The sequence below is a fragment of the Pseudalkalibacillus sp. R45 genome, assembly GCF_052246725.1.
Lineage (GTDB): Bacteria > Bacillota > Bacilli > Bacillales > Fictibacillaceae > Pseudalkalibacillus.
The window spans coordinates 138,352-151,582 of the sequence record NZ_JBQQCL010000003.1 but is presented as its reverse complement, the minus strand read 5'-3'; the positions used below and the strand labels follow the sequence as shown (position 1 = coordinate 151,582).

At 44.1% G+C, this 13,231-nt stretch carries 9 protein-coding genes; 8 read left to right on the top strand and 1 reads right to left on the bottom strand.

Translation table 11 applies throughout. The features are described from left to right. The first annotated feature begins 41 nt into the window (after window positions 1-41). The 8 genes from gucD to ACTWQL_RS08355 all read left to right on the top strand — a co-directional run bounded on the left by gucD (window position 42) and on the right by ACTWQL_RS08355 (window position 12,042). Window positions 42-1,502, top strand: coding sequence for an alpha-ketoglutaric semialdehyde dehydrogenase GucD (gene gucD, locus ACTWQL_RS08390; RefSeq protein WP_443141998.1), 1,461 nt, complete (start codon window positions 42-44; stop codon window positions 1,500-1,502). Between the two features lie 397 nt (window positions 1,503-1,899). After that, window positions 1,900-4,956: an efflux RND transporter permease subunit gene (locus ACTWQL_RS08385; RefSeq protein ID WP_443141997.1), complete on the top strand. Its 3,057-nt coding sequence runs from the start codon at window positions 1,900-1,902 to the stop codon at window positions 4,954-4,956. Between the two features lie 161 nt (window positions 4,957-5,117). Then, the gene (locus ACTWQL_RS08380) at window positions 5,118-6,116 is read left to right on the top strand and encodes a LacI family DNA-binding transcriptional regulator (RefSeq protein ID WP_443141996.1); all 999 of its coding nucleotides are present in this window, start codon (window positions 5,118-5,120) and stop codon (window positions 6,114-6,116) included. A gap of 57 nt (window positions 6,117-6,173) precedes the next feature. After that, complete coding sequence (locus tag ACTWQL_RS08375; protein WP_443141995.1) at window positions 6,174-7,604, top strand: aldehyde dehydrogenase family protein; 1,431 nt, start codon at window positions 6,174-6,176, stop codon at window positions 7,602-7,604. 15 nt (window positions 7,605-7,619) lie between these two features. Then, the gene (locus ACTWQL_RS08370) at window positions 7,620-8,111 is read left to right on the top strand and encodes a hypothetical protein (RefSeq protein WP_443141994.1); all 492 of its coding nucleotides are present in this window, start codon (window positions 7,620-7,622) and stop codon (window positions 8,109-8,111) included. Window positions 8,112-8,218: 107 nt separating this feature from the next. Then, window positions 8,219-9,715 (top strand): sodium:solute symporter family protein, encoded by a 1,497-nt coding sequence (locus ACTWQL_RS08365; protein WP_443141993.1) that lies wholly within the window; start codon window positions 8,219-8,221, stop codon window positions 9,713-9,715. A 33-nt stretch (window positions 9,716-9,748) separates the two neighbouring features. Beyond that, complete coding sequence (locus ACTWQL_RS08360; RefSeq protein WP_443141992.1) at window positions 9,749-10,924, top strand: iron-containing alcohol dehydrogenase; 1,176 nt, start codon at window positions 9,749-9,751, stop codon at window positions 10,922-10,924. A 59-nt stretch (window positions 10,925-10,983) separates the two neighbouring features. Then, the gene (locus tag ACTWQL_RS08355) at window positions 10,984-12,042 is read left to right on the top strand and encodes a tartrate dehydrogenase (RefSeq protein WP_443141991.1); all 1,059 of its coding nucleotides are present in this window, start codon (window positions 10,984-10,986) and stop codon (window positions 12,040-12,042) included. A 365-nt stretch (window positions 12,043-12,407) separates the two neighbouring features. Here the strand turns inward: ACTWQL_RS08355 and ACTWQL_RS08350 are convergent, their stop codons facing one another. Further along, on the bottom strand, window positions 12,408-13,106 hold the full coding sequence (locus ACTWQL_RS08350) for a DUF1287 domain-containing protein (RefSeq protein ID WP_443141990.1): 699 nt from the start codon (window positions 13,104-13,106) through the stop codon (window positions 12,408-12,410). Window positions 13,107-13,231 lie beyond the last annotated feature (125 nt).

Below are 13,231 nucleotides of genomic sequence, written 5' to 3'. Positions count from 1 at the left end.
AGAGTCAGTTAAATCAATGAAAAGAAAGGATGGTAGTGAGAATGGCGACAGAAACAATTGTAAAGGATTATTTGAACTATGTGGATGGTGAATGGGTCAGCACGGAAACGAACAAAGCGGAAAAAAGCTATAACCCTGCAAACACGTCAGAGATTGTCGGGACGTACCAGCTTTCTTCTGAGGAGGATGTCGATAAGGCTGTCTACGCTGCCAAACGGGCCGGCAAGGGATGGAAAAAGCTGACGGGCGCCAAACGAGGAGAGTACTTGTATCAAGCAGCGAACATCCTTGAAAGCAGGATCGATGAAATCGCTGAAACGATGACGAAAGAAATGGGGAAGACCTTCCCTGAAGCCAAAGGGGAGACTGCTAGAGGAGTGGCAATCCTCCGTTATTATGCAGGGGAGGGATTGAGAAGCGTCGGGGATGTCATTCCCTCTACCGATCCCGATGCTCTGATGTACACCACGCGGGTTCCACTTGGAGTTGTCGGGATCATTACTCCTTGGAACTTCCCCGCAGCGATTCCGATGTGGAAAACAGCACCTGCGTTGATCTATGGGAATACGGTGGTCCTCAAACCAGCACAGGAGACGGCTGTCACGACGACAAAAGTGATGGAATGCTTCCATGAAGCCGGTTTTCCTAAAGGAGTCCTCAATGTGGTAAACGGAAGAGGATCGGTCGTAGGACATCGGATCATCAATCACCCGGATGTGAAAGGGCTGACGTTCACAGGATCAAATGAGACTGGGAAACTGGTCGCGGAAGGCGCTGTGGCAAGAGGAGCGAAATTCCAGCTGGAAATGGGCGGGAAGAATCCTGTCATAATCGCGAATGACGCCAATCTGGACCTTGCTGTGGAAGGGACGATCAGTGGTGGATTACGTTCTACAGGGCAGAAATGCACAGCGACGAGCAGAGTAATCGTCCAATCCGAAGTGTACGATGAATTCAAAGAAAAATTGCTGGAAGAAGTGGAAAAATTGAAAGTCGGGGATGGAAGTAAAGAAGGAACTTGGATGGGACCCAGTGTAAGCGAGTCTCAACTGTACAACGTCCTCTCATACATTCAAAAAGGGAAAGAAGAAGGCGCAAAACTGCTATTCGGCGGAAAGCGGCCAGACGGATTGGAAAATGGTTATTTTGTAGAACCGACCGTATTTGAGGATGTGGATTCCAGAATGATCATCGGACAGGAAGAAATCTTTGGTCCAGTCCTTGCTTTGATCAAGGCTGATTCCTTAGAAGAGGCGTTTAAACTGGCGAATGATGTCAAGTTTGGCTTGAGTGCTTCGATCTATACAGAGAATATCAGTAATATACTTGACTTTGTAGATGAAATCGAGGCGGGACTGGTCCGTGTCAATGCGGAAACAGCCGGGGTCGAACTACAAGCGCCATTCGGCGGGATGAAGGAGTCGAGCTCCCATTCACGTGAACAAGGACAAGCAGCAAAAGAGTTCTTTACATCCACCAAAACAGTATTCATCAAACGATAACCATATGATTTGAAGGTTCGGCTTACTGTCGACCCTTATCTGAGAATGAGGAATTCATGATTTATTTCCGGACAGGGATGCGGCAGGGATAATCAATGAATTATTAAATTTTGTGTGAAAGCAGTTGTTGTGGAGAAAGGCTTCTGCAGGTGCATTCTCTCATACTAAGGATGAAACGTTTGAAGTGAGTGGCTATCCGAATGATCAGGTAAAAGGTAACAAAATAAATGAAAATGTTATCAGAGAGCTTGCTATTTTTCTAGCAAGCTCTTTTTTGAAGTATATCTTAATTTTTCCTTAAATATACTACTTATTGTTGTTTGTATAATACAAAAGTATTACAATAGACCTTATTAATGGAAAAATATGAAAAATGTATGGGTTTGGGGGAGAACATATGAGGTTGCTGCAGTTATTATTGAAACGTAAGATCATCGTTGCATTGTTATTCATTTTCGTACTTATTACTGGAAGTTTCGCAACGATCAAGCTAGATAAAGAGCTGATGCCTCCGGTTGACTTCGATGGAGCGTTCATTGATGTCATGGCTGGAGAGATGAATGCTTCTGAAGTGGAGCGGATGATTACGAATCCGGTTGAACAAAGGCTTTCGGGAATCGAGGGAGTAGAGGAAGTCAATTCTACGACCAATATCGGAAGAGCGAGTCTCCAGATGACATTTGAAAGCGGCCGTGGGGATGAAGTGTATCGCGAAGTCGAATCAGCGGTCAACTCTATGAAACCAGAACTGACTGGTGCTGAAGAAATCCTTACCTATAAGATGTCTACAAATCAACCATTTGAATATTACATGGATCTTTCTGATGGTCCGATGGAAGAAATGACGATGTTTGCAAAGGAAACCCTTAAGCCGCGTCTTGAGGCGTTGCCGGAAGTCCGTGAAGTGGCTTTCATGGGTCTTGAAGAGAACGAAGTATTGATTGAGCTGGATCGTGATAAATTACTAGAATACCAGCTGGATCCGTCACAGATTCTAGGAATCATCCAAAATGAAAATTCCGAGGCTTCCCTCGGTGCTTTTTCTGAGGAAGAGAGTCAGCCGACACTCCGCTGGGACACTACTTTCACGAATGTGGAGGATATGCAGAAACTGCGTATTCCAACGGCTAACGGTGTTGAAACGTTGGATACGTTTGCAGATATCAAGGTTCAACCAATCGAGAATACTTCTTCCGTTTGGAAAGAAGGATCGAATGAATTTGTTTTTATACAGGTAGGGCGCGTCTCTGATGTCACTCAAATTGAAATGACGGAAGCGATCCGTGCAGAGGTTGCTGATATCCGAGATGAGGGTCTGGTGCAAGGCTTTGAAATGAATGAAGTCATCGCTTTATCAGACTATGTGGAGGATTCCATCAGTGGGGTCACGGACAATATTATCATCGGAGCAATTGTCGCACTTGCAATCCTATTGTTGTTCCTGCGTAACATCAGAGCGACGGTCATCATCGGCCTGTCCATACCGACGTCGATCCTACTGACATTTTTATCAATGTGGCTGTTGGATTACAGCTTCAACATGCTAAGCCTGATTGCACTCGGTTTAGGAATCGGAATGATGGTCGACTCCTCAATCGTCATACTAGAATCGATCTACAGCAAGAAAGAGCAGGGACTAGAGAATGTGCAAGCCGTATTGCAAGGGACCAGAGAGGTTGCGACAGCAGTATTCGCCTCAATGCTTACGACGATTGTGGTGTTCCTGCCAGTCGGTCTGATGGGTGGCGAAGTAGGTAAGTTCATGATCATCCTTTCTGTTGTGGTGGCAGCCACACTGATCAGCTCGGTGCTTATCGCTTTCACATTGATCCCTGCACTTTCGGAGAACTTTTTACGTTTGAAAAAGAATCGCACGCATCGTAAAGAGGGCTTTTTAATCAAAAGATACGGTAAGACAGTGGGCTGGATGGCGAAGAAAAAACGCAACCGCTTTGGGATGATCGGTTTGTTTTTCGTCGTGCTTATTGGATCATTGCTTTTGGTGACAAAGATCCCTATGACAATCATGCCGGATGTCCTCAACCGTTATGCTGAATTGGCGATCAATCTTGAACCAGGTGTTGATCTAGATGATCGCAGGGCAATCGTGGAAGAGATGAATGACCGGTTGTCTGCTGTACGGGATGTGGAGAGCCATTACGTGATTGATAATGGGAATATGTTCTTTGCCCCGATCAACATGACCAAAGGTGACGAAATAACTCGAGAGCAGAAGGAAGTTAATGAGGATATTTTGAAAACCCTTCGCGAAATGACTGAAGATTTTCCGATTAAAAGTGTCGATAATGCGATGACGGCCGGTGGAGGATCTCCAGTACAGATCAATGTAAAAGGGGAAAATTTTGAAGAGCTTGCGTTGATTTCAGAGGATTTGAAAAAGGAATTGAGCAAAATTGAAGGGATTGTCGCTGTTACAAGTACGAATGAACGACAATCTCAAGAGCAACAAATTCTGTTGAAGGAAGAGGCGATAGAAGAAGATGGATTGACGTCTCAGCAGATCAAACAATCGATCCAGCAATTATCGATGGAAATGCCGGTCGGTGAGATGGATAGTGGTGGCGAAATGATCCCGATCAAATTGGCGATCAATGAAAAGCTAACGACTGAAGCCGATCTGCTTGACTTGGAGATTCCGACACCTGTCGGGATGGAGAAACTTTCAAAATATGTAGAGTTTGAGACGGTTGGAGTGCCGAATCAGATTTCGCATGTGGATGGAGAACGTTTCGTCACGATCCAAGCGGATATTGAAGGGCGCGATCTAGGATCCATCAATCGTGACGTGCAAAAAGTGATCGAGTCTTATGATTCGTCTTCTGGCTATACCGTAGCCGCTGCTGGAGATTTAGAACAACAGCAGGAATTGATTCAAGAGATGGTTATGATCCTGGCTATTGCGATTTTCTTAGTGTATGTGGTCATGGCGATCCAGTTCAACAATCTTGCACACCCGCTTGTTGTCATGTCAGTGATTCCAATGACGGTTGTAGGTGTCATCCTCGGCTTGTTCATTACACAGAGCGAGCTGAGTACGATGTCGGGCATGGGAGTCATCATGCTTATAGGAATTGTGTTGAACAATGCAATTTTGCTGATCGATCGTACGAAACAGTTGCGGAATGCAGGGTATAATGCGGCTGAAGCCCTTGTTGAGGCTGGTAAAAATCGTATGCGTCCAATCTTCATGACGACCTTGACGACAGCTGGGGCAATGATGCCGTTAGCGTTTGCGACAGGGGCTTCTGGCGGGTATCAAGCGCCGCTTGCTATCGTCGTCATTTCTGGATTGTTGTTTGCAACGATGATTACGCTCGTCTTGATTCCAGCTGTTTATATGTTGTACAGCGACATCGGCAGAGGATTCAGACGAATCTTCAGAAGGAAAAAGAAACAGAAGAAAGAGGAAGAAGCAGCAGAACAAGCAAGCTGAGTTTGTTAGAAGCAGGAACCACATCGGTCGGTATGACCGGTGTGGTTTTTGTTAATATGTACCACCACAATTAGTTTTCAGAAAATTGTTGACATAAGATTCTTTTTTTATTAAGGTGTTAGACAAGAAGTTGTGAATACGTATTCATAGGAGAAAAAGCCATGGTCTCATCAAAAGATGTTGCAAAACACGCTGGGGTATCCCAGTCTACAGTATCCAGAGTATTGAATGATCCATCAAAAGTAAGTAAGGTGGCGCGTGAAAGCGTCATAAAAGCGATGGAGGAGTTGAACTATCGACCGAATTCCATTGCTCGATCCCTCGTTAATAAGAAGACGAAGTCTATTGCATTAATTTCTGGTCCTTTACACAACCCATTTTTCGTGGAGACGACCACTTCAATTGTCAACGATGCTAAAGAGCATGGGTATCATACGAATGTACACTTCGAGAATTATGGTGATAACATGTCTGTCTATAAAGATGTGTTGAGTCACCAGGTCGATGGGATCATTCTTTCTTCCATTTTTTATGACGATCCGATTTTCGAGGAACTTCAAAAGCTTGATATCCCGTCCATGATGTTCAACCGTAAACATCGTAAAGGTGGTCATTATGTTGAGATTGATAACATCGCTGCCGGCAAGATGGCGACTGAACATCTATTAGAACTTGGGCACAGAGAAATCGCTTGGATTGGCGGAGATATGAAAATGTCTACTTTTCACGGTAGACACAAAGGCTATCATGATGCCCTTACTGAACGAGAAATTGAGGTTCCTGAGTACTTTATCCAAGTGACGGATACTACAGGTGAAGAGATTCAGCGTGCATTAGAATCGATGCTTGCTAGAAAACGCCGACCAACTGCGATATTTGCAGCAACGGATTCGATCGCCATTTTCATTCTCGATTATCTGCTTGAAAAAGGATACTCTATACCAGATGATATAAGCTTGATTGGAATGGACAATATTGAATGGAGTTCACATAAAAGCTTCAAATTGACAACCATAGGACCTGAAAGTTCTGAAAACCTTGGTCAGTTGGCTATTGAGAACCTGTTATATTTAATGGAAGCAGAAGAAATAAAAAAAGAAATCAATATCACGATCCAACCAGAATTGTATATCAGAGAGACAACAAAGGAACTTGATTAGTTCTCTCTTTTTTCAGACTATTTGAATACGTATTCATAGAGAATGGAGGAGAAACATATGTGGAAAGGATTGTTTATTGGGGGTAAGGAAGTTGAACCTACGAATACGTATGCAGTCATTCAGCCGCATACAGAAGATGAAATAGCTCAGGTGGCAGATGCAACAGTGGAGGAAATGCAGGAAGCTATTGATCGTGCATATGAAGCTTTCAGCAAAATGAAAGCGCTGACAGCGAACGAACGCGCGGAAATCCTATATAAAGCAGCTGATTTACTTGAGGAAGAAAAAGAAGAGTTTGCTAAGATCGTTACGCTTGAAGCATGTAAGCCGATTACAGCAGCGAGAAATGAGATTGATCGGTCCGTTCAAACGTTGCGTTTTTCCGGAGAAGAGGCAAAGCATATTGCTGGAGAATACATTCCGTTAGATGCGGCAATAGGAGGCGAAGGGCGGGATGCCTATACCATTCACGAACCAATCGGTGTTGTCGGGGCAATCACACCATTCAATTTTCCGCTTAATCTTGTCGTTCATAAAGTCGGACCGGCGCTTGCTTCCGGGAACACAATCATTGTAAAACCTGCAGAGCAAACACCGATTTCAAGCCTGAAGCTGGCCGGACTGTTCACAAAAGCCGGTTTGCCAGATGGTGCTTTCAATGTCGTTCCAGGTGAAGGTCCGAAGCTTGGAAAAGTGATGCTGGATGACTCCCGTGTACAAAAAATTTCCTTCACAGGGAGCCCGCAAGTCGGAAAGCTGATCAAGAGCCAGGCTGGTTTGAAACGGGTGACGCTTGAGCTTGGAAGCAATTCAGCGCTTTATGTTGATGCTTCGGCAAGTGATTCAATTCAACAAATAGCTGAAAAAGCAGTTACAGGCGCATTCATTTACAATGGCCAGGTTTGTATAAGTACGCAACGAATTTACGTGCATGAGGCAGTGTTTGAAGCATTCAAACAAGCTTTTGTTAAGAAAACGAATGAGGTGACCTTTGGCGATCCGCTTGATGATGAAACGATAGTGACAAGCTTGATCAACAAAAAGTCACAAGAACGCATCCTTAACTGGATTGATGAAGCGGTGGAAAATGGAGCGACTCTTCTAACGGGAGGGGAAAGAAAAGCAAACGGTATTCTCCCGACAGTTTTAACAGGTATCCAATCATCTGACAAAGTGTCCTGCCAGGAAATCTTCGGGCCTGTAGTGATTTTGCAGCCTGTGCAAAACGAGGAGGAAGCACTTCGCTCGATGAATCAGAGTGATTTCGGTCTCAATGCGGGGGTTTTCACAAACAACTTACAACAGGCACTCAAGATGGCTCATGGGCTTGATGTCGGGCAAGTGCTTGTCAATGATATTCCTACGACGCGATTCGATCATATGCCATACGGTGGTGTAAAGGATTCCGGTTATGGTCATGAAGGGATCAAATACGCCATAAAAGAAATGACAAGACTTAAGATGATCAGCTTAAACTACCGCTTTTAAAACGAGGTGATAAAAATGAAAGCGATGCCAATTCGAGACAGGCGAGTCAATCAGCCTAGAGAACTGTTACTCTACTATCCGTACCTTTTCTCAAAGTGGAATGTGGAGTACAAGCCATTCATCGGGCGTAAAAAAAACGATCTTCGTTTCCTGATGACCAATCTTGTAAAAGGAGAAACATCAATGTTGGATCAGCGCCTTGAGACTGAAGAAACCGAGATTGATCCTGAAATCATTCTTTCTCCCAAATGGACAGAGAATCATGCATTAGAAGAAGGGCATGAATTTCTAAGAAGGCATTACATTCACAAAGTCCGATCTTGGAGTGTCCCGAAGATCAATCAAGTGGACTCTTTTCTGATCTACTTGCCTTACGAGATCTATCGAGAGGAGGTGAAGAAAAAACCTCAACTTGTACTCTATGAATCTATCTCGGAACAAATTGACGTGGTTGATCGCTATCCTGAAATCAAAAATTTCTTAAAAACAAGGGGTGTATGTTCATGACGTTTCTATATATTATGGCAACTCTCATTTTAGGTACTTGGGGTGTCATGGCTTTCATTTTATTCAAAACAAACCTATTAGATGACAAAGAGTGAGGGGTGTAGACTATGGAAAATGCGATTGTAACTTATTCTTGGATCATAATGTCGGTCTTTTTGCTCGGCATGGTCCTATTCGGATATTTTGGCATGAAGAAAACGAAGAACTCGGATGACTTTGCCACAGCCCGTTCGAGTTATGGTCCATTGACGGTAGCCCTCGTCATTGCTGCGGGTGTTTCGAGTGGTTCCACCTTCATGGGGATGCCGGGGCTTGCTTATGATCTTGGGACACCGAGTCTGTGGTACCCGCTTTTGTACCCGATTGCAACGGTATTCGGGATGTTATTTGTTGCAAAAGCAATCAAACGTTATGGGGATGAATTCGGAACACGGACAATCCCTGAGTTTTTAGGAGATCGTTTTAACAGTGAATTTTTACGAATTGTATTGACCATCATTTCAATTCTATTGATTTTCTATGTTGTTTCCCAATTCGTTGCCGCTGCGACAATGTTCCAAACAATGATGGGTGTAAAATATGAAGTCGGACTTTTCATCACTGGTATCGTCCTTGCCGTTTATGTATTCATGGGCGGCTCACACTCGGATATCATGACTGATGCAGTCCAAGGCTTTTTGATGGTAATTACAGCGATTGTAGTATTGGTTTGTTTCTTATTAAGTGTCGGTGTTGAGGGTAACTTCAGCGATATGATCCAGCTTATTAAAGAACGTAATCCGACTGGAGCATTCGATCAGCTCTTTTTACCAGGAGATAAAACGTATGGAGCTTTTTGGCTTGTAGCGTTGCTCTTTGTAGCCCACTTGCCATTCAGCGTCTTACCGCACCTTGGAAATAAGTTCATGGCGGTCCGTTCGAATAAAGAAATGAAGAAGCTCATTATGTGGTGTACGATTTTTGCGACAATCTTGCCGTTGATGGGACTTGGTGGAATGTTAGGAATCGCTGTTGTAGATCCAGGGGCAAATATTGCACCGGACCAAATTATCCCTGTGCTCTTCAGTGAAATTTTCCCGCCGTTTGTAGCTGCATTTTTTGCGGTTGCCGTTTTATCAGCTGTCATGTCGACATCAGATGGTTTGATAGTTTCGTTGACACAGTTGCTTGCTAATGACTTGTATCGTAAAACGATTGTGCCACGGATAAAAATTTCAAAAGAGAAGGCTGAACGGAATGAGTTGCTGATCAGTCGTTACTCAACCTTCTTAGTGATCATCGCGGGTATCATGTTTGCCTGGTCACCGCCGAAGTTCTTATCGGTGTTCATGTGGATTGGAATTGGTGGAATTGTATCTGCAACAGCAGGGCCGCTGATTGTAGGAGGTCTTTGGAAACGTGCTACGAAGAAAGGGGCAATCTTTTCCTTGCTGTCAGGTACGTTGACTTATTGGTTCGTTTATTTGCCGTTCGGACTTAATTTTACAAATCCATTCGGTGCAGCAGGGCTTGGTGTTCTTGTTGGTATGATTACCATGTTTGTATATACGAAACTAGCAACACCTGTGGTTTCAAAAGAAAGTGATGAAAGGCTTACTGGGTAAATAGATTTAGATAATAAATTTGGAGGAGATACCATGCATTCATTCGTTTCACCCTTAACATTGATAACAGGAGAGGGATCTATCAAGAACGTAGCTGAGATCGTTCATAAGTTTAAAACCAAAAAAGTGATGATCTTTGCAGATCCTGTCGTTGTTGAGGTAGGACTTTCTCAAAGGGTTGAAGAAGTATTGGAAAGAGAAGGGGTAGAGTACTCCTTATATACTGAGATCCAACCAGAACCACCTTTAAATGTGGGCGATAATGCCGTAAATGCGGTACGTGAATTTGGTGCAGACCTTGTCATCGGGATCGGTGGCGGAAGTTGCCTCGATATCACAAAAGCGGCTTCAGTACTTGCGAAAAATGAAGGAACTGTTGAGGAGTATTTGAATTTATCAGGTACGAAAACATTAAGTGACAGAGGCTTACCTAAAGTATTGATCCCGACGACTGCCGGCACTGGAGCAGAGATTACAGATATCGCCGTATTCTCATTAAAAGATACGAAAGATGTAATCACACATGAGTATTTACTTGCAGATGTTGCGGTTATCGATCCTGAGTTGACCTATACGTTACCATCAAGGGTGACTGCTTCAAGTGGAGTTGATGCATTGACACACGCAATTGAAGCTTATGTCTCAGTTAACGCGACCGACCTTACAGATGCGCTCGCACTTGAAGCGATCCGGAAAATAACGAAAAACCTCCGAACTGCAGTATGGCATGGCTCTAATAAAGAAGCCCGGCGGGAAATGGCCTGGGGAAGCATGATCGCAGGGTTAAGCTTTTATAATGCTGGAGTAGCAGGTGTTCATGCATTGGCATACCCGCTCGGTGGTTTGTTCAAAATTCCGCATGGTGAATCTAATGCGGTTTTACTACCTTATGTTTTCGATTATATTTGGCCAGCATGCTTACCGAAAATGAAAGTGTTAGCTCATGAGTTCGGTCTACCGACGGAAGAAAAGAGTGATAGGGAGTTGGCGGTTTCTGTAGTAAAAGCGTTGCAAGATCTAGTAAAAGATGTTGGGCTTCCAACGACACTTGAAGAATACGGTATCAAAGAGAGTGATTTAGATACGCTTGCGAAAAATGGAATCGAGCAGAAACGCCTTCTTGTAAGAAGTCCGAAAAAATACACATTAGAATCAACAAGAGATGTTTATGGAGCAGCCTATAAGGGTGAGCTTAAGCTTGGTCAGTAATTTATTATGTTGAGACCCCTATTTTTGGGGGTTTCTTCATTTACATAGGAGGGCTTGAGATGAAAATGTATGAGATCGGCGTTGTTCCAGGTGATGGAGTCGGAACTGAGGTCATGCCTGGAACGTTAGACGTATTAGATACTTTGGCTGAGGTGCACGGTGGCTTCAAGTTCAAATACAGCCACTATCCATGGAGCTGTGAGTATTATCTCGAACATGGTGAGATGATGCCTGAGGATGGATTGGAGAGGTTGTCACAGCATAACGCAGTTTTCCTTGGTGCTGTCGGGAATCCGAAGCTGGTTCCGGATCATATTTCACTGTGGGGACTTTTGATCAAAATACGACGGGAATTCGAACAAGTGATCAATGTCAGGCCAGCTAAGCAATTACCTGGCATTGCGTCTCCTCTTCAGAATCCGGATGGTTTTGATTTTGTTATTGTCCGGGAGAACAGTGAAGGGGAGTACAGTGAGGTAGGCGGTACGATTCACCGCGGTGAAGATGAAATTGCGATCCAGAATAATATTTTTACGAAAAAAGGGACGGAGCGTGTGTTGCGGTTTGCGTTCGAGCTGGCAAAACAGCGGCGAGGAAAGCTGACGAGTGCGACGAAGTCCAATGGAATCGTCCATTCGATGCCATTCTGGGACAGGACTGTAAAAGAAGTAGCAGAGAATTACCCTGATATTGAGGTAGAATCCTCACATATTGATGCGTTATCAGCTTTTTTTGTTACGAAGCCAGCGTCTTTTGATGTAGTGGCGGCAAGCAATCTGTTCGGGGATATCCTGAGTGATATAGGTGCTGCAATCATGGGAAGCATTGGTGTAGCGCCAGCAGCGAACATCAACTTGAACGGAAAATATCCATCTATGTTCGAACCTGTACACGGATCGGCTCCGGATATCGTCGGGAAAGGAATTGCAAATCCAATCGGTCAGATCTGGACCGGAAAAATGATGCTAGAGCATTTGGGTGAGAAAAAAGCGGCGGATTATCTTTTGAAGGCTGTGGAAGACGTTCTGGCAGATGGCGTCAAAACCCCGGATTTGAAAGGGAATGCGACAACTACTGATGTCATAAGCGAAATCAAAACGCGTATAACTGGATTGTAAAATGTGAGAGGATGGTCATGTGGCCAGCCTCTTTTTAATGTAGAAGGTGTGTCGAAAAAAGATAGCGGACTATAGTCGTTCTCCAGACGACTTTTGTCAGGTTCGGCTTGTCAAATCCTGTGCTTTGACGCAGAAAGATGCAGGATCTATGGTGTTTAATGTGAAAAATGCCAAATCAGGTGCCGCAAATCAAGTGCCAGGCACCAAAACCAATCCCTTGGGGCAGAAGGGGTTTCAGATGGTGCCAGGCACCGAAACCAATCCCTTGGAGCAGAAGGGGTTTCAGATGGTGCCAGGCACCGAAACGAATCCCTTGGGGCAGAAGGGGTTTCAAATGGTGCCAGGCACCGCCATTGGCACCACCGTTAGTATTTCCATCTATAGTGTCCGGCGATCGGTGTTCTGAAGGAAGAGAGCTTTACTTCAGCTGCAAAAGGTTGGTTGTTGTGGATGACATAAGGTGTACCGTCTTTTGCACGTTTGTCGGAAATGATGGCGACATGGTGGAATCCATCCAGGAATAAGACGATATCACCCGGCTGCCACTGCTTCAAGTTCTCAATATCACCTGGTATCAGTTCTGTCGTCAACGATTCTGCAAAACGTTCGAAGTAGACGAATTGATTCGGCACTCTGCGAAAATCAATATTCGGGTCTGGGGCGTTATTCACCCTTGGATATAGATCTGTATGATCAGCAATATCCTCGTCCATCAGTTCTTTTAATGGGATACCCGCCCCGACTAACCCACGCCAAATCACATCTGTACACACACCTTCATCCTCTGGCGGGTAACCTCCTGCATAATACGCACTTTTATATTTTGTACGCTGTTCAACTTCTTTCCGGGCAGCATTCACGATATCGATCGCGTCTTCTACGCCATTATTATTTGCATCCACGGCGGAATGACTTTGTGGTACCACAAGCGTTTTAGAAAAAGGATGATCAAAATGTACACCAAGAGAATCCAGAATGATTCCGTCTCTGAAAAAGAGGGCGAAAGAAAGAATACCAATGATTATGATTCCTGAAATGAGACCGACTCTTTTTAATGCCTTCAAATATCACACCCCCTGTCTTCCCATAAATATCCTTATCTAGATTATAAATCAAATTATGCTCAAAAGGAGAGTTTCCAAACTTTTTTTACATTAGTTGGTTTTCAGTAGCAACTAATCTTTTTATA

Bases quoted from the DNA above. Each gene is read 5' to 3' on its own strand.
- gucD (WP_443141998.1), top strand. From the start codon at position 42: ATGGCGACAGAAACAATTGTAAAGGATTATTTGAACTATGTGGATGGT.
- ACTWQL_RS08385 (WP_443141997.1), top strand. From the start codon at position 1,900: ATGAGGTTGCTGCAGTTATTATTGAAACGTAAGATCATCGTTGCATTG.
- ACTWQL_RS08380 (WP_443141996.1), top strand. From the start codon at position 5,118: ATGGTCTCATCAAAAGATGTTGCAAAACACGCTGGGGTATCCCAGTCT.
- ACTWQL_RS08375 (WP_443141995.1), top strand. From the start codon at position 6,174: ATGTGGAAAGGATTGTTTATTGGGGGTAAGGAAGTTGAACCTACGAAT.
- ACTWQL_RS08370 (WP_443141994.1), top strand. From the start codon at position 7,620: ATGAAAGCGATGCCAATTCGAGACAGGCGAGTCAATCAGCCTAGAGAA.
- ACTWQL_RS08365 (WP_443141993.1), top strand. From the start codon at position 8,219: ATGGAAAATGCGATTGTAACTTATTCTTGGATCATAATGTCGGTCTTT.
- ACTWQL_RS08360 (WP_443141992.1), top strand. From the start codon at position 9,749: ATGCATTCATTCGTTTCACCCTTAACATTGATAACAGGAGAGGGATCT.
- ACTWQL_RS08355 (WP_443141991.1), top strand. From the start codon at position 10,984: ATGAAAATGTATGAGATCGGCGTTGTTCCAGGTGATGGAGTCGGAACT.